At 64.5% G+C, this 16,758-nt stretch carries 18 protein-coding genes; 16 read left to right on the plus strand and 2 right to left on the minus strand.

Going from position 1 to position 16,758, the window contains the following annotated elements:
* The first annotated feature begins 34 nt into the window (after nt 1–34).
* Genes GJ668_RS08630 through GJ668_RS08655 form a run of 6 tightly spaced genes read left to right on the plus strand, consistent with a single transcriptional unit; the run spans nt 35 to nt 7,121 of the window.
* Nucleotides 35–469: a copper-binding protein gene (locus GJ668_RS08630; RefSeq protein ID WP_186342981.1), complete on the plus strand. Its 435-nt coding sequence runs from the start codon at nt 35–37 to the stop codon at nt 467–469.
* A complete protein-coding gene (locus tag GJ668_RS08635; RefSeq protein WP_155449744.1) occupies nt 466–1,779 on the plus strand; it encodes an efflux RND transporter periplasmic adaptor subunit in 1,314 nt (437 codons plus the stop codon). Before GJ668_RS08630 ends, GJ668_RS08635 begins: the two co-directional genes overlap by 4 nt.
* Nucleotides 1,780–4,911, plus strand: coding sequence for an efflux RND transporter permease subunit (locus GJ668_RS08640; RefSeq protein WP_155449745.1), 3,132 nt, complete (start codon nt 1,780–1,782; stop codon nt 4,909–4,911). It begins immediately after the preceding gene.
* 49 nt (nt 4,912–4,960) lie between these two features.
* On the plus strand, nt 4,961–5,908 hold the full coding sequence (locus GJ668_RS21225; protein ID WP_155449746.1) for a metalloregulator ArsR/SmtB family transcription factor: 948 nt from the start codon (nt 4,961–4,963) through the stop codon (nt 5,906–5,908).
* A gap of 5 nt (nt 5,909–5,913) precedes the next feature.
* Nucleotides 5,914–6,867, plus strand: coding sequence for a permease (locus GJ668_RS08650; RefSeq protein ID WP_155449747.1), 954 nt, complete (start codon nt 5,914–5,916; stop codon nt 6,865–6,867).
* 17 nt (nt 6,868–6,884) lie between these two features.
* Nucleotides 6,885–7,121: a thioredoxin family protein gene (locus GJ668_RS08655; protein ID WP_155449748.1), complete on the plus strand. Its 237-nt coding sequence runs from the start codon at nt 6,885–6,887 to the stop codon at nt 7,119–7,121.
* A 20-nt stretch (nt 7,122–7,141) separates the two neighbouring features.
* Here the strand turns inward: GJ668_RS08655 and GJ668_RS08660 are convergent, their stop codons facing one another.
* A complete protein-coding gene (locus tag GJ668_RS08660; protein ID WP_155449768.1) occupies nt 7,142–8,938 on the minus strand; it encodes a GGDEF domain-containing protein in 1,797 nt (598 codons plus the stop codon).
* A 288-nt stretch (nt 8,939–9,226) separates the two neighbouring features.
* Here GJ668_RS08660 and GJ668_RS08665 point away from each other — a divergent pair, with 288 nt between their 5' ends.
* The 9 genes from GJ668_RS08665 to GJ668_RS08705 all read left to right on the plus strand — a co-directional run bounded on the left by GJ668_RS08665 (nt 9,227) and on the right by GJ668_RS08705 (nt 15,116).
* The gene (locus tag GJ668_RS08665; protein WP_155449749.1) at nt 9,227–10,246 is read left to right on the plus strand and encodes a glycosyltransferase family 2 protein; all 1,020 of its coding nucleotides are present in this window, start codon (nt 9,227–9,229) and stop codon (nt 10,244–10,246) included.
* Nucleotides 10,247–10,248: 2 nt separating this feature from the next.
* Nucleotides 10,249–11,895, plus strand: a complete 1,647-nt coding sequence (locus GJ668_RS08670) for an ArnT family glycosyltransferase (protein ID WP_246194736.1) — start codon at nt 10,249–10,251, stop codon at nt 11,893–11,895.
* 219 nt (nt 11,896–12,114) lie between these two features.
* Nucleotides 12,115–12,654, plus strand: coding sequence for a hypothetical protein (locus GJ668_RS08675; protein ID WP_186342982.1), 540 nt, complete (start codon nt 12,115–12,117; stop codon nt 12,652–12,654).
* Entirely contained in the window at nt 12,647–13,498 is an 852-nt protein-coding gene (locus GJ668_RS08680; protein WP_155449751.1) for a rolling circle replication-associated protein, read from the plus strand. Before GJ668_RS08675 ends, GJ668_RS08680 begins: the two co-directional genes overlap by 8 nt.
* Complete coding sequence (locus GJ668_RS08685) at nt 13,495–13,971, plus strand: hypothetical protein (protein WP_155449752.1); 477 nt, start codon at nt 13,495–13,497, stop codon at nt 13,969–13,971. The genes GJ668_RS08680 and GJ668_RS08685 overlap by 4 nt, the downstream gene beginning before the upstream one ends.
* Complete coding sequence (locus GJ668_RS08690) at nt 13,968–14,255, plus strand: hypothetical protein (protein ID WP_155449753.1); 288 nt, start codon at nt 13,968–13,970, stop codon at nt 14,253–14,255. Before GJ668_RS08685 ends, GJ668_RS08690 begins: the two co-directional genes overlap by 4 nt.
* Before the next feature lie 168 nt (nt 14,256–14,423).
* Nucleotides 14,424–14,666: a hypothetical protein gene (locus tag GJ668_RS08695; RefSeq protein WP_155449754.1), complete on the plus strand. Its 243-nt coding sequence runs from the start codon at nt 14,424–14,426 to the stop codon at nt 14,664–14,666.
* Nucleotides 14,663–14,857: a hypothetical protein gene (locus GJ668_RS08700; protein WP_155449755.1), complete on the plus strand. Its 195-nt coding sequence runs from the start codon at nt 14,663–14,665 to the stop codon at nt 14,855–14,857. The genes GJ668_RS08695 and GJ668_RS08700 overlap by 4 nt, the downstream gene beginning before the upstream one ends.
* A gap of 85 nt (nt 14,858–14,942) precedes the next feature.
* Nucleotides 14,943–15,116: a hypothetical protein gene (locus GJ668_RS08705; RefSeq protein WP_155449756.1), complete on the plus strand. Its 174-nt coding sequence runs from the start codon at nt 14,943–14,945 to the stop codon at nt 15,114–15,116.
* A 546-nt stretch (nt 15,117–15,662) separates the two neighbouring features.
* Here GJ668_RS08705 and GJ668_RS08710 read toward each other — a convergent pair.
* Nucleotides 15,663–16,085 carry a helix-turn-helix domain-containing protein gene (locus tag GJ668_RS08710; protein WP_186342983.1) on the minus strand — a complete coding sequence of 141 codons (423 nt, stop codon included), beginning with the start codon at nt 16,083–16,085 and terminating at the stop codon, nt 15,663–15,665.
* 136 nt (nt 16,086–16,221) lie between these two features.
* Between GJ668_RS08710 and GJ668_RS08715 the strand changes: the two genes are divergently transcribed.
* The coding region (locus GJ668_RS08715; RefSeq protein WP_222930766.1) for a hypothetical protein at nt 16,222–16,758 on the plus strand (537 nt) is incomplete at its 3' end.

A 16,758-nucleotide genomic window follows, 5' to 3' on the forward strand; every position in this document is an offset into this window, starting at 1 on the left:
GGGCCTCATGACTACTCTGTTTCAGGAGACCACGATGCCCCAGATTTCTGTCGATCATACAGCCTTCTCTGCGCGTTTCCCCTCGCGGCCTTCAGCGGCCACTCTCCTGCCTGGATTGGCTCTGCTGATGGTTCTCAGCGTCTCACCGGCCATCGCAGCCGATCCCGCCTCACACGGCGAAGCGATGATGGACCACAGTTCGATGAGCGACCACGCCGGGATGCACGGTCAGGCGAGCATGGCCGCCAGTGGCCAGGGACTCATCAACAGCGTCGATCCATCACAAGGCGTCGTCAACATCACGCACGAGCCGATGCCGGCCCTGAACTGGCCGGAGATGACCATGGATCTGCCCGTGGTCGAGGGCGTCGATCTGGAGTCGATACAAGCGGGTGACGCCGTGCGCTTCCGCGTAGAGCTGGGGGCGGATCAGGTCTACCGGATCACCGAAATCGAGACGATGCCTTGAGCCGGCGGGCGTTCCTGCTGGGAGTGGTCGCGCTCGGCTGGAGCGCCTGGGCGATGACCTTCGGGGACACGGCGTTCGCTTCGGAGGCGACGGCCGGTTCCCCCTTGGCCACAACGCACGACGACAGCCACGCCGGGCACGCCCACGCTGATCCGCACTCGCCGGCCGCCGTCACCCAGTACGTCTGCCCGATGCACCCCCAGATCATCCGCGACGAACCCGGTACCTGTCCGATCTGCGGCATGGATCTGGTCGAGAAACGGGTCGAACCCATGACCGACCGCTATCCGCCGGTCAGCCTGACGTCAGCCGTGGTACAGACGCTCGGAGTGCGCACGGCGGTGGCGGAGCGCGGACTCCTCTGGCGCGCCATCCGCACCCTCGGGCGCGTGACCTATGACGAGACGCGCCTCGCCCATGTGCATCCGCGCGCCTCGGGCTGGATCGAGGCGCTGGATCTGCGTGCCGAAGGCGAGCCGGTCAAACGCGGTCAGACGCTGGCCGAGTTCTACGCCCCCGACATCCTCTCGGCCCAGATCGATTTCCTGCTGGCGCGCGAGGGCCGCTCCGGCGCCCGCATCGATACCGACAAGGCGCGCAATCTGCTGCGGCTGCTGGCGGTGCCGGATGATGTAATCAGCGCCATCGAGCGCGACGACCGGCCGCGCAACCGCATCCCGGTGCGCGCGCCCATGGACGGCATCGTCACCCGAATCGAAGCGCGCGAAGGCATGTATGTGACCGAGTCGACCGAGATGTTCCGGGTCGCCGACCTGAGCCGCGTCTGGGTCATGGTCGACGTCTACGAGCATCAGATCGACTGGCTCAAACCCGGCGCGCCAGCCGAGATCCGGGTGCCGGCCCGCCCCGGACGCACCTGGGACGGTCAGGTCGACTATCTCTATCCGGAACTCGATCCCGACACCCGCACCCTGCGCGTGCGCCTGGTGTTCGACAATCCGGATCTCAGTCTCAAACCCAACATGTTCGCCGATGTCGAGATCTTCGGCGGACCCAAGCGCGATGTGCTCAAGATTCCGGCCGAGGCGCTGATCGTCACCGGCACGCGCACGAGCGTGGTCCGGGCGCTTGGCGACGGGCGCTTCCAGCCGGTCGACGTGGTCAGCGGCATGCAGCGTGACGGCGTGGTGGAGATCCTGTCCGGACTCGAAGCCGGGGATCGCGTCGTCACCTCCGGGCAGTTCCTGATCGACTCCGAGTCCAATCTGCGCGCGAGCTTCCAGCGTCTGAGTGAGCCGGGCGCCGAGGGCGCCGCCGCAGCGGCGCACAGTGGCCATGGAGGCCACTGAATGAAAGCCGTCATCCTCTGGTCGCTCCGCAACCGCTTTCTGGTTCTGCTCGCGGCCCTGGCCCTGACCGCCTGGGGTTTATACGCCCTGGCCCGCACCCCGCTCGATGCCATTCCCGACCTGTCCGACGTCCAGGTCATCGTCAAGACCGGTTTCCCCGGTCAGGCCCCGCGCGTGGTCGAGGAGCAGGTCACGTACCCCATCACCACCACCATGCTCTCGGTGCCGGGCGCCAAGGCGGTGCGTGGCTACAGCTTCTTCGGCGACAGCTATGTCTATGTCATCTTCGAGGACGGGACCGATCTGTACTGGGCGCGCGCCAGGGTGCTCGAATATCTGAATCAGGCCGCCGCCGATCTGCCGGATGGCGTGCAGCCGCGCCTGGGACCGGATGCAACCGGCGTGGGCTGGATCTACAGCTATGCGCTGGTGGACCGCACCGGCCGGCACGATCTGGCCGAGCTGACCAGCCTGCAGAACTGGTTCCTGAAGTTCGAGCTGCAATCCCTGCCCGGCGTGGCCGAAGTCGCGACCGTCGGCGGCATGGTGCGTCAGTATCAGATCGTCGTCGACCCGGAGAAACTGCGCAGCTTCGGCCTCCCGCTGCGGCAGGTGATCGCGGCGGTGCAGAACGCCAACCGCGATGTCGGCGGCTCGGTGCTGGAACTGGCCGAGGCCGAATACATGGTGCGCACGCGCGGCTATCTGCGCTCGCTCGAAGACATCGCGCTGATCCCGGTGAAGACCTCGCCCGCCGGCACGCCGGTGCTGCTGCGCGACATCGCCCGGGTGCAGGTCGGTCCCGAGATGCGCCGGGTGGTGGCGGATCTCGACGGCGAAGGCGAGATCACAGGCGGCATCATCGTCATGCGCTCGGGCGAGAATGCGCTGGCGACCATCGGCGCGGTCAAGGAGCGTCTCGACGTCCTGCGCGCGAGCCTCCCCGAGGGCGTGGAGATCGTCGAGACCTACGACCGCTCCGGGCTGATCCTGGACGCGGTCGACAACCTCCGGACCAAGCTGATCGAGGAATTCGTCGTCGTCGCTCTGGTCTGCCTCGCCTTCCTGTTCCATCTGCGCTCGGCGCTGGTGGTGATCCTGAGCCTGCCGCTCGGCATCCTGGCAGCCTTCATCGTCATGCAGCACCAGGGCATCAACGCCAACATCCTGTCCCTGGGCGGCATCGCCATCGCCATCGGCGCCATGGTGGACGCGGCCATCGTCATGATCGAGAACGCCCACAAGCATCTGGAGCGCTGGGAGGCCGCGCATGGGGCGCGTCCGCGCGGCGAGGACCACTGGCGGGTGATCGGCGAGGCGGCGGCCGAGGTCGGCCCGGCGCTCTTCTTCAGTCTGCTGATCATCACGCTGAGCTTTCTGCCGGTCTTCAGCCTTCAGGCGCAGGAAGGGCGGCTGTTCAGTCCGCTGGCCTTCACCAAGACCTATGCCATGGCCGCCGCGGCCGGGCTGGCTGTCACTCTGGTGCCGGTGCTGATGGGCTATCTGGTGCGCGGGCGCATCCCGAGCGAGATGGCCAATCCGCTCAACCGCAGCCTGATCTGGGTGTATCGCCCGGCGCTGCGCGCCGTGCTGCGCCGGCCGCGCCTGACGCTCGGCGTGGCGGTGCTCGTGATGCTGAGCGCCTGGTGGCCGCTCACGCAACTCGGCACCGAGTTCATGCCCGATCTCTACGAAGGCGACCTGATGTACATGCCGACCACCTTGCCGGGTATTTCCATCGGCAAGGCACAGCAGTTGTTGCAACAGACCGACCGGCTGATCGCCGGCCTGCCGGAGGTCGAGCGGGTGTTCGGCAAGATGGGCCGCGCCGATACCGCCACCGATCCGGCCCCCCTGACCATGGTCGAGACCCTGATCCAGCTCAAGCCGCGCTCCGAGTGGCGCGAAGGCATGACGCTGGAGACGCTCATCGCCGAGCTGGACGCGACCGTTGCGCTGCCCGGCGTCACCAATGCCTGGGTGATGCCGATCAAGACCCGCATCGACATGCTGGCCACTGGCATCAAGACCCCGGTCGGCATCAAGATCGCCGGCGCGGATCTGACCGAGATCGAGCGGATCGGCGCCCAGGTGGAACGCGCGGTGAAACAGGTGGCGGGCACCGCCTCGGCCTTCTCCGAACGGGTCGCCGGCGGGCGCTATATCGAGATCGTCCCGGACCGGCTGGCGGCGGCGCGGGTGGGCTTGAACGTCAGTGACATCAACGATCTGGTCGCGGCGGCCATCGGTGGGATCAATGTCAGCCGCACGGTCGAAGGACTCGAACGCTATCCGATCAACATTCGCTTTCCACGCGAACAGCGCGATGACCTCCAGAAACTGCGCGAACTGCCCATCGTCACCCCGAGCGGGGCCCAGATTCCGCTCGCGCAGATCGCCGAGGTCAGGATCACCGATGGCGCGCCCATGCTCAAGAGTGAGAACGCGCGTCTGAACGGCTGGGTCTTCGTCGACATCCGTGGGCGGGATCTCGGGCGCTGGATCGCGGAGGCTCGGCAGGTGGTCGCCGAACAGATCCGGCTGCCGCCGGGCTATTCGCTGACCTGGTCCGGGCAGTACGAGTACATGGAACGCGCCCAGGAACGTCTGGCGCTGGTGGTGCCGCTGACGCTGCTGATCATCTTCGTGCTGCTGTATCTCACCTTCTCTCGGGCGTCCGAGGCGCTGTTGGTGATGTTGTCGCTGCCCTTCGCCCTGGTCGGCGGTCTGTGGCTCATCCATCTGCTCGACTACAACCTGTCGATCGCCGTGGCCGTGGGCTTCATCGCGCTGGCCGGGGTGGCGGCCGAGTTCGGCGTCATCATGCTGGTCTATCTCGACAACGCGCTGGACGAGGCGCGCCGCGCCGGGCGTCTGGCGAGCGACGCGGATCTGAAGGCCGCCATCGAAGAGGGCGCGGTCCTGCGCATCCGTCCCAAGGCCATGACGGTCACCACCATCTTCGCCGGACTCCTGCCGATCATGCTGCTGGGCGGTGTCGGCTCCGAGGTCATGCGCCCCATCGCCGCGCCCATGGTCGGCGGCATGATCACCGCGCCGCTGCTGAGCCTGTTCGTCATCCCGGCGATCTATCTGCTATGGCAGCGGGGCGCGCTGAGAGCGGTGGCATGAATGTAAATATACATTTGAAAATATATATTGATGAATATATATTTTCGCCATGGCAACGATCACCCCACGCGATCTCTTTTCCGCCCTGGCCCAGGACACGCGCCTGCGCTGTCTGCTGCTGCTCGCCACCCAAGGCGAACTCTGTGTCTGCGAGCTGACCCAGGCCACGGGCGTGGTTCAGCCGCATGTCTCGCGCCATCTGGCGCAGCTGCGTGAACTGGGACTGGTGCAGGATCGGCGCGAGGGTGTTTGGATGCACTATCGCCTGCATCCTGATCTGCCGGACTGGATCGGCACCATCCTGCGCGAGACGGTCGCGGTCGCGCATACCCAATCACCCTTCATCGAGGACGCGCGCGCGCTGGCGGCGATGTCGAATCGACCCGCGCGCGCCGACGTTCCCACGCCGCTGTTTGCAATAGCCGGCGTCTCGAATCCATCCATCGATCCTGAGTCTCAACGGGAGCCTCCCATGCCCGAGTGTGTATACAATGTGTTGTTTCTCTGCACCGGCAACTCAGCGCGCAGCATTCTGGCCGAGCGCATCCTCGAACGCTGGGGCAACGGCCGCTTTCGGGGCTTCAGCGCCGGCAGCCATCCCAAGGGCGCGGTGCATCCGCTGGCCATCGAGATCCTGAAGCGCAACAACTATCTGACCGATGGACTGCGCAGTAAGGACTGGGCCGAGTTCGCCCAGCCCGACGCGCCGGTCATGGATTTCGTCTTCACGGTCTGTGATCAGGCCGCCGGCGAGGTGTGCCCGGTCTGGCCCGGCCAGCCGATGACGGCGCACTGGGGTCTGCCCGATCCGGCGGCGGCCGAGGGCGACGAGGTCGCGCGCATGATGGCCTTCCGCACCGCCTTCCGCGAGCTGGAGAACCGGATCAAGATCTTCACCGCACTGCCGCTGGCCTCGATCGACCGGCTGAAGCTGCAACGCGAACTCGACCGGATCGGTACGACGCTCACACCGGCTCCGGCCGCGGCTGAAGCCTGAACGCGATGTTCGACGCACTCGGCGCGCTGATCGCCTTCCGACTGCTGCACCTGGAGCCGGCCTCGGGTCTGGGCGCGGCCGTCCACTTCTTCGTCATGGACGTGGCCAAGATCTTCGTGCTCCTGGTCATCGTCATCTATGTGATGGGGCTGTTGCGCGCCATGCTCTCGCCCGAGCGGGTGCGCGAGTTCGTGCGCGGACGTCCCGACTGGCAGGCGCGCGGGATGGCGGTCACGCTGGGCGCGGTCACGCCCTTTTGTTCCTGCTCCTCGGTGCCGCTGTTCATCGGCTTCGTCGAGGCCGGGATTCCGCTGGGTGTGACCTTTTCGTTCCTGATCGCCAGTCCGATGATCAACGAGGTGGCCGTCGTCATCCTGATCGGGGTGCTGGGCTGGAAGCTGACCACGCTCTATGTGCTCGCCGGTCTCGCGGTGGCCTGGTTCGGCGGAATCGTCATGCAGCGGTTTCGGCCCGAGCGCTGGGTCGAGGACTATGTCTGGAAGATCCGTTTGGGTGAGGCCAATCGCGTCGAGCCGGATCGCAGTCTGCGCGGACGTCATCGTCAGGCGCTCGCCGAGGTGCGCGAGATCCTGCGCCGGCTGTGGCTCTGGGTACTGATCGGCATCGGCGTGGGGGCGCTCTTCCACGGCTTCGTGCCGGAAGACTGGGTGAGCCGTTATCTGGGCGGCGAGGCCTGGTATACGGTTCCGGCGGCGGTACTCCTGGGGATTCCGCTCTATTCGAACGCCACCGGCGTCATTCCGGTGGCCGAGGCGATGTTGACCAAGGGGGTCGCGGTCGGTACGACACTGGCCCTGATGATGAGTGTCGCCGCGCTGTCCTTGCCCGAGATGCTGATTCTGCGTAAGGTCATCCGCTGGCCAGCACTGGCGCTGTTCGCCGGGGTGCTGGCGGTGGCCTTTATGCTGGTCGGCTGGGGATTCAATCTGATTGCCTGAAGCGAGGGTTTATTTCAATGAAAACATTCAAGGTGCTGGGCGGCGGTTGCCGTAACTGCGAGGTGACGGCACGCGCGATTGAACAGGCCGCCAGGGAGGCCGGGGTCGAGATCCGACTCGAAAAGGTCACGGACATGGCCGAGATCCTGGGTCATGGTGTGATGTCGACACCCGGCGTGGTGCTGGACGGGCAGGTGATCCATTCGGGCGGCGTGCCGGCCCCGGATCAGGTGCGCGCCTGGATGCAGGGATGATTTCGGTGGAGCGGGCGGCCTTAGGTGTTCGTGCAACGCGCGTCTGACTCGTCCAGTCCGACCGTCGGCATGACGTGCGCCGGACCGTTTGGCTCGCGCTGGAGCACCAGCCCGGAAGGACTCTGCTTGGCCGCATGCTTGAGTTGGGCGATGGTGCGGCCGAGTTCGTCGCCATCGCTGTAGTCGTCGCCCGGACGGATCTCAAGCAGCGCCAGACTAGAGCGCATCAGCGGCATCTCCCGGAGCTGACCATAGCGGTCCTTGGCCTGGAGATGGCCGCGCCGGCGATCTTCGGGGTCATAGAGACTCTGGACGTCGATCCGGAACTTCTCCAGCAGCCATTCGAGCCGCTCCAGCACCGCCGTCAGCGGCGCATCCTGAATCCCCGCGAAGAAATCGTCCCCGCCGACATGCCCGACGAACCAGCCGTGCTGCTCCAGCTCCGCGCGCAGCAGGTCGGCAAAGAGCTGGATGGCGCGATCCCCGCGCCGAAAGCCGTAGTAATCGTTGAACGCCTTGAAGTTGTCGAAGTCGATGTAGGCCAGATGCCAGCTGTGGTCGCGCTCGCTGATCGCGCGCGAGACGAAACGATGGATGGGTTTGTTGCCGGGGAGTTTGGTCAATGGATTCTGATCGCGTGCCACGGCCAGATTCTTCTGCTCGACGAGCTTGAGCAGCGAGGTCGCGGAGATGAACCCCTGATAGCATCCATCGCGGGTGATGAGCACGCCGGCCGTGTCGGCGGCGGCTGAATAGGCCTCCAGCAGCCGATCGATGGGATCATGGATGTCGACCAGCGGGCAGGGCTGGACGAAGTCGCACACCTGACGCGCAAAGGCACGATTGACGATGAGGTCGCGCCCATAGGCCGAATAAATGAAGTCCTTGATGTCGGATTCGTGCACCAGTCCCAGCGGACGATCGGCCTCGTCGAGCACCGGGACGATGTGATGCTGCTTGTCGCGCCGCAGCGCCTCGAACAGTCGCGCGATGCCCTCGCTGACGCGGATCGGCGGAATGGACTCCAGGAAGGATTCGATCAGTCCCAGATCGCCGGGCAGTTCGCGCTGGTTGCGCTGGTGGATCTCAGCGACCAGGGTGTAATCGGGGAGTAGGGCGCCCGGATCGAGCTGGGGCAGGGCGATCAGATAGCCCTGGGCCAGATCGCAACCGATCTCGCGACAGGTCAGGAGTTCGCCCTCGGTCTCGATGCCCTTGGCGATGACCTGGACGTTGAGCTGATGGGCCAGTTGCACCGTGTTGGCGATGATCGAGCGTTTGCGGTGATCGGTGTCGATGTCCTGGATGAGAAAGCGATCAAGCTTGATGTGGTCGGGCGGGTGCTCATAGAGCCGGCGAAGTCCAGAGTGTCCGTCGCCGAAGTCATCGATGGCGACATGGAGCCGGTAATGGCGATAGCCGGCGATCATGACCCCGAGGTCGGGGTGGAGGCTGTGGTCGACGCGCCTGGAGAGTTCGAGGCAGAGATTGTCGGGTCTCAAGCCGGGCGGCACGAGCCATTCGAGCGCGCATCGGCCATGATCGGTGTCGACCAGATGCGGATCCAGGTTGAAGAACAGCCGGTAGCGTGGTGCGTTCGGCAACGCAGCGAAGCGGCTGACCGCCAGGGTGCCGAGCATCGCGTCCAGCGCGGCCGAGAGGTTCAGGATCCAGGCCTGATCGAGCAGAGCATGGGCGGTCGCAAATCCCAACCGATCCCAACCGCGCAGCAGGGCCTCGTAACCGAAGACGCTTCCGGTATGGATGTTGACGATGGGTTGCAGGGCGTAGGTCAGGGTGTCGCGAGCCTGGATCATGAACTCGCTTGCCTGGTCGTGCTTCGATATGGATTTTGCGTGCATGATGGTTTGCCGCTGTGATTCAGGTGCCGGCCTCACTAAAGGCCAAGGCAGCCGCTAGGTCTGAATCCTCTGATGTGAATCGATTCTGCTCCGACGCAGATGAGTAGACCAGAGCCTTGTGAAGGATTGATGACCATGTGTCCATCGTGTGAAAGCGTTCGCATGTGTTGAATTTTCCCCCCAGACCCTTTAGCTTCCCCGCGATGGGGTGGTGTTGCCCCGAATCCTAGGATTGTCCGTCCGATGTCCAGCTCCACTGCCACGCCCGAGCGCGCCGAACGGCGCCCCCGGCTCTCGATCGTCATTCCGCTCTATCAGGAGGTCGACAACGTCGAGCCGCTGCTGACGCAGGTGCACGAGGGGCTGGCAGACTATCGCGGCGACTGGGAGCTGATCTGTGTCGACGACGGCAGCCGTGACGGCACGGCGGCGCGCCTGCGGACTCTGGCCGAACGCCTTGGTTCCCATGTGCGCGTCATCCAGCTGCGACGTAACTTCGGCCAAACAGCGGCCATGCAGGCTGGACTCGACGCAGCGCGCGGTGAGCTGATCGCCACGCTCGACGGCGATCTCCAAAACGATCCGGCCGACATCCCGCGTCTGGTCGACGCGCTGCTGAAGCGTGATCTGGATCTGTTGCAGGGCTGGCGGCGCCGGCGTCAGGACGATCTGCTGCTGCGCAAGATCCCGTCGCGTCTGGCCAATGCGCTCATCGGGCGGGTGACGGGCGTGGCACTGCATGACTACGGATGCAGCCTCAAGGTCTATCGTGCCGAGGTCATCCGCGAGGTGCGTCTGCTCGGTGAGATGCATCGCTTCATTCCGGTATGGGTGGCGGCCGTGACCGCGCCCGAGCGCATCGGCGAGGCCGAGGTCAATCACCAGGCGCGTCAGTTCGGGGTGTCCAAATATGGAATTTCACGCACATTCCGGGTGCTGCTCGATCTGCTGGCCGCCTTCTTCTTTCTGCGTTTCGGGGCACGTCCAGGGCACTTCTTCGGTTCCATCGGCCTGGTGTTCGGCACGCTCGGTGGACTGATGATGACGCACCTGCTGGTGGTCAAATTCATCCTGGGCGAATCGATCGGACAACGGCCCTTGCTGTTCGTAGCGATCCTGTTTCTCGTCGTCTCGATCCAATTTCTCACAACTGGTGTGCTCGCTGAGCTGATGACGCGGACCTTCTATGCCGCCGGCGACCACACCCATCATCGTATCCGCTGGGAGTCCGATCCCGATGCGGCCGGCTGGAAGGTGTCATAACAATGAATACAGAGGCGGTTTCGATGAAGGACGCTGAGCCACATGGCTGGCGTGGTCTGATGCGGCGGGTGATGACCTCGCCGGCGCTGCTGGCGCTGGTGGTGGTCCTGAGCTTCTTCTGGCAACTAGGCGCGATGCCGCTCTACGATCTCGACGAGGGCGCCTTCACCGAGGCCACGCGCGAGATGCTCGCCAGCGGCAACTACATCACGCCGCACCGCGATGGCGAGCCGCGCTACGACAAGCCGGTGCTCATCTACTGGGCTCAGGCGGCCTCGACCCAGGTGTTCGGCTTCGACGAATTTGGGCTGCGACTACCATCCGCGCTGGCTGCAAGCGCCTGGGTGCTGGCGCTGTGGTTCTTCGTCCGCGAGCGCCTGGATGCACCGACAGCAACCGTGGCGGGGCTGGCGCTGGCGCTCAGCCTTCAGGTGTCGCTGATCGGCAAGGCGGCAGTGGCCGATGCGTTGCTCAATCTATTCATCGCGCTGACGTTTTTTGAAATCTATCGCTACTGGCTGGCGCTCGATCCCAAGTCCGGTCGCCGTTTCGTACTGCGCGCCTATCTCTGGATGGGGCTCGGGTTTCTGACTAAGGGGCCGGTGGCCATTTTCTTCCCGGTGGTGGTCAGTCTGCTGTTCGTCCTGTCGAGCATCCGTTGGTCGAAATCGAGTCTGCTGGCGATCTGGTACTGGCTACGCGCGGCCTTCAATCCGCTCGGCTGGTTGATCTTCCTGCTGGTGGCCGGCCCCTGGTATCTGGCGATCTATTTTGACGATGGCGCCGGTTTCTTCAAAAGCTTCTTCCTCGATCACAACCTCGGTCGCTTCGATGAGGCCATGCACGGCCATCACGGCTTCCCCGGCTATTATCTGGTCATGCTGCTCGTGATCCTGCTGCCGTTCACCGGCTGGATGCTGAGTCTGTTCAAGTGCTACCGCTCGGCCTGGCTCGATCCGCTCGATCGTTTTCTGTGGATCTGGTTCCTGGTGGTGATCGTCTTCTTCTCGTTCTCCGGGACACAGCTTCCGCATTATCTGCTCTATGGCGCGACGCCGCTGTTCATTCTCATGGCGCGTCATCGTGAGGTGCTGACCAATCGCTGGCTGGCCTTTGTGCCGCCGCTCGTCTTCTTTGGTCTGCTGCTGGCCCTGCCTTTTATCTTGGATGTCGCCATGGTAGTGGCGAGCCGGCCTTATGACGTCATTCTCTTCGAAGAGGGGAGGCACGGGATCACGCTCGAATACGGCATCGCGGTCTTCGGCGGACTGCTGTTGACGGTGCTGATGCTGCGCTGGTCGAGTCCGCCGGTCTGGCAGCGGCTGGTGCTGATTGGGCTGGTGCAGACGCTGGTGGTCTATGGTGAGGTGGCGCCGCGCGTACTCGATACGCTTCAGGCGCCAGTCAAGGAGGCGGCGCTCATGGCTAAGCGAACGGAACTGCCAACCGTCGTCTATCGCACCTCGATGCCGAGCTTCAGCGTCTATCGTGAGGCGATTACGCCCAATCGCGCGCCCAAGCCGGGCGAGCTGGTGTTCCTGCGGGTCGACAAGCTCGAACACCTGACGCGCGAGCATCCTGATCTGCAACTGGAGCTGGCTTATCATCGTGGGCATGTCGCGCTATTGCGGGCACGTCCGAATGATTGATTACTGACCGGTAGTGGGCGAGACGCGCCGTCAAGGCGCGGACTCGCTCACGATGGTGCATCTGCTGTTGACACGGCCAATCTGCTTGACTTTACATAATATACATTATCCGAAATCATCGAGACGCATGAATCGGGCGCTACGCCAGACGTGGCGCGGGTTCAGGCCTCGTCCACGCCTTCCAAGGCTGTGGCCAAGTTGGCCGTCGATCCGGCGCGCTTGGCCAAGTTGTCCTCGGCATCGGACTGGTCGGAATCCGAGCTTCGAGCCGAAGGCTTCGCGGCCAACCCAACGACCTTGGGCGCATTGCAGTTGGCGTGTCGCTTCACCGATGCCGAAGCCGCGGCGGCCTGTTGCGTCTCGGTGCGCACCTGGCGGCGCTGGCGAGCCACCGGTCAACCCGATCCAACCGCCGTCCGGCTGCTCGCGATCCTCGCCGGCTTCGTGCCCTGGGCCGGCTGGGATGGCTGGGAAGTCCATAACGGTCTCCTGTTCCCGCCCGGCTATCGGCGCGGCGGCATCCCTCCAGGCGAATTCTTCGCCCTGGTCTTCTATCGGCAGCAGGTCAGCGAGTACCAGCAGCTCAATGCACGCCTGAAAGCCAAGCTCGAAGCCCTCGAAGCCAAGCACGCCGCCTCGGCCCCGTCCGTCGATCCGGCGTTCTGTTCCCAGCTCCAGGCCCTGGCCGTCCAGGTCCAGACCCTCGGCGGCGAACTGGCCACGCTCGGCGCGCGCCTGGAGTGTCCCCGCCATGGCTGATCGCGTCCGCGTCGGGTCGGATTCGGCGGGCGGCGAAGCCGTCCCGCCTGGGCTTGTCTCTTTCTCAACAAGTGACACGGCCCCGCAAACACTGGGCCTCCCGGGCGATGCCCTGGGCACGGGTCCGCATCAGGTCATCATCGATTCGCACCTTGGACGCCTCAAGCGGATGCGCTCGGGGGTGCTCACGGCCGCCAACCTGATCCAGGAGCGACTTGCAGCCAGTGGGCGGCGCTGGAAGGCGGCGATGCTCCACTTGACCTATCGCGATGAAGACGAGTTCAGCCCCGACCAGATGTCGGCCTTGATGAAGCACATTCGGGAATGGACGCGGCGGCGGGGTCTCCCGGCCCTGCCCTATGTCTGGGTGCTGGAGCGCGGCGAGAAGCGCGGCCGGCTGCATTACCACATCCTGATCTGGCTTCCCCTGGGCGTCACGTTGCCCAAGCCCGACAAACAAGGCTGGTGGCCCTGGGGCCATACGAAATGGGAATGGGCGCGTCAACCGGTCGGCTATCTGGCCAAGTACGCCTCCAAGGGCTGGACCAAGGACGGCAAGGTTCAACCCTCGTTCCCCAAGGGTTCCCGCATTCACGGCAAGGGCGGCTTGACGGCGGTCGAGCGTTCCAAGTGCGCCTGGTGGCGTGCGCCCAAGTGGGTCAAGGACGCCTGGCCCGACTGGCAGGACGAACCGCGACCGGCACCGGGCGGCGGCTGGGTCTCGCGCGTGCTCGGCGATTGGCTGCCCTCTCCTTGGCGGCTGGTTGGCTTCGATCTTGGGCGGCCCGTCGTGCGCTGGGTCGCCGATTCTCCCTGTCCCTATGCTCTGGAGCTTCCAGCATGAAAACGAAGACCGTCATCCAAGAGTACGAAGTCCGTTGGTCCCTGCATGGTGAACCGCCCCAAGGCTTACCGCGTGTCCTGGCCTCGGAACTGATCGAGGCTCCAGCGACGGCCGGCGCGCGCCCTGGCGAACTGCGGCGACTCTATCAACGGACCCTCCGCGAGCTTCCGCGCGGGTATTCGCTCTGCTGGAATCGGCATAAACCACCGCCCAAGCGTTGGAGTCAGGAGGCACGCGCCAAGGCTCGCCGTGCCGCCTTGCAGCGTCGCGCCCAAGCCCGTTATCCGCTGTTTGCCGATCAGATCATCGAGCGTGAATTGACCGACCGGCCCGACTACTACGCCGGCGTCAAGGACACGGCCTTCCAGGAAGAAGCCGACCGCCAGACGGAGCGCCTGTATCAGGCCCTGCGTGAGGGGCGCTTGGGGTTGCATGTGTTCCGCCCCTGGTGGCCTGCGGAGGTGGCGGCATGAACGTGGCTTTCTGGGATCACGCCAAGCGGCGCTTGGTCGAGCATGAGCGCGTGCCGCTCGGTCACGATGACGTCACAGTGACGTCAATGCACCTCTCCATGCTCTGGCAGTCTGGGCCGCGTGGTCGGCGTGCCCTGCCCTCGCCTTACTGGTTGGCTTGGCGGGAGGATGACCCAACGGCCGAGGATCTGCGGCTGTTCTTCCTCAACGGTCCGCCTGATCTGGCCGTCTCTGATATGGACACCATCCGCGCGGCGGCGGCGCGGTTGGCCCCAAGGCATTGAGGGCGACACCATGCAAGCACCCAAGAAACGCCCGTGTGGGGTCGTCGGTCGGCTGTTGCTGCCGGCGCTCTGCTTCGACTGCCGCCGTTGCCCGGACGCCCCGCGTGGGCGCTTGCTCCCGGCCGGCTTCTCCAAGCCAAACCCGCCAACATCGTCCAGGGGGACGCCATGAAGCGCGTCGGCTTCTGCATCGGCAACGAGCGTCAGGAGTTCCTGAGCCTGGTCGAGGAACCGCGCCCCGGGGTTCAGGTGAACGTCTGGGCGATCACTCCGGCCTTGGCCCTGGTCTACCCGACTCGCGGCAAGGCTGAGCGGGCCGCACGGCGTCTGGATCGCTCCGGCCTGGTCGTCTTGGCGCTCTATGACAGCGGCGATCAATGGGCCGTCTTTTGGCCAGAGTGCGAGCCATGAACCGCGTTCTCGATGCCTTGGCGATCCGTGCCGCCAAGGCCCTGGGCCTCGATCCCTGCGTGGTCGTCGCCTGGGTTGCCTGGGCGCTTTGCTGGCGTCCAGAGGTCCGGGCGGTGCGGCGTGAAATCCTGCGCCGGGTCGTCACAGTGACAAAAAAGGACGGGAAGCGTGAGCATCACGTTACCTCATAACGGCACAGTGACGGAAATTCATCAGTCAAACGGCTGATGGTCGCGTTACTGCATAACGACACAGTGACCTTAAATAGGTGGCCTCATGAAGCGGGATCAGTGGCAACGGCGCGCCTATGCTTGGCGGCGTCTATCCAAGGCGGTCGATCGGTCGATCTTGAGCGGCGATCCAGGCGCGGGACGCTGGGCCAAGGCGTGGGCGGTGGCGGCGGGCGTGCGCTCGCGGTCATGGCTCTACCAGGATCGCGTTACCGCATAACGGCACAGTGACGAATATTCGCTCTGTCCCTCTGGGTCTTTTACGTTGCAGTGACGGAAATTCATCAGTCAAACGGCTGATGGTCGCGTTACCGCATAACGGCACAGTGACGCTATTTCCCGTTGCTGCAACGCTGAATCCTGGCACCGGCTCACCTTCCGCCCTGGTGACGAAAATTCCTATCAGCCACTCGCGCCCCCTTCGGATTGCACGCCAGATGACGGGCGCGATGAGTTCGGGCTTACCGCTTGGTCTGTCTTGCGTCCCAATAGGCGCCCCAGTGAATCCGCCCCGAGGGACGGGGCGGACGGCACGCCCTAGCAACCGTCTCGCCCTCCGGAAGTCCAGGGATTGGACGGTAGCGCGCGTTGTGTCGGTGCATGGGAATTGTGACGCCCATTCGCGCGGGCCTCGGTCGCCATGCCTTGATTAGTAGTTGCATATCAGACCGCAAGCCCGAAAAGACCGCCCATTGAGCGAGTGAATGCGCTGCATCCGAGCCAGCATCATGGGGTGCGGGGCCCCATGATGCTGGGCGGGGCGGCGTCAGGGTTCGGCGTCCTGGCTTCCCTTCAATACCTCCGCGATCGGCAGGCGCTCCCTGGGCGCTATGAAGTGACGGAGCAAGTTGTTCCCAGGGATGAACGCCTGTTCCATGCCGCACGCCCGGCAATACCCGTCGATCACTTCAATGATGGCCGCCTTGTTCAACTCGGTCAGTTTCATAGCTCGTTCCAGGGTCTGCTTGAGGATGGCGTCTTGATTCATCTTCTCCACGTCCATCAACAGCGAATCCGGCGAGCACCCCAACGCGTCCATCAGCTTGTATAGGGTCGAGAGCTTCGGGTCTCCTTCGTCCTGTTCGAGCTTGGAGATATGCCCGACCTTGATTCCGGTTCGATTCGATAGCTGGTACTGACTCCAGCCCTTGTCTTGGCGCATGCGCCGGACGTTCTTTCCAAAGGACATGGTATGCCTTCTCCGTTGATGCTTGTCACTCTCTAGGGCAAGCATACGCCCGAAAAATGCCCCTGCGCTATTGTCAAGCCTTGCAGAGTCATATAGATTTCCCCTGTAGGGTCATTGACAGGGGTTGTCTAGGGCCATGGGGCAGACGGCATATACATTATCCGAAATCACAGAGACGCCTGAATCCGCTGCCACGCCAGACGTGGTGCGGGTTCGCGCGTCATCCAAGACCACCAAGGCTGTGGCCAAGTTGTCCTCGGCGTCGGACTGGTCGGAGTCCGAGCTTCGCGCCGAAGGCTTCGCGGCCAACCCAACGACCTTGGGCGCGTTGCAGGTGGCTTGCCGGTTCACCGACGAGGAAGCGGCGGCGGCCTGTTGCGTGTCGTCGCGCACCTGGCGGCGCTGGCGAACCGAAGGCAACCCGGACCCGACCGCCGTCCGGCTCCTGGCCATCCTCGCCGGCTTCGTGCCCTGGGATGGCTGGGAAGTCCATAACGGTCTCCTGTTCCCGCCCGGCTATCGCCGTGGTGGTATCCCTCCGGGCGAGTTCTTCGCCCTGGTGTTCTACCGGCAGCAGGTCAGCGAGTACCAGCAGCTCAATGCACGCCTGAAAGCCAAGCTCGAAGCCCTCGAAGCCAAGCACGCCGCCTCGGCCCCGTCCGTCGATCCGGCG

This window comes from Allochromatium palmeri, assembly GCF_009720725.1.
Lineage (GTDB): Bacteria > Pseudomonadota > Gammaproteobacteria > Chromatiales > Chromatiaceae > Thermochromatium > Thermochromatium palmeri.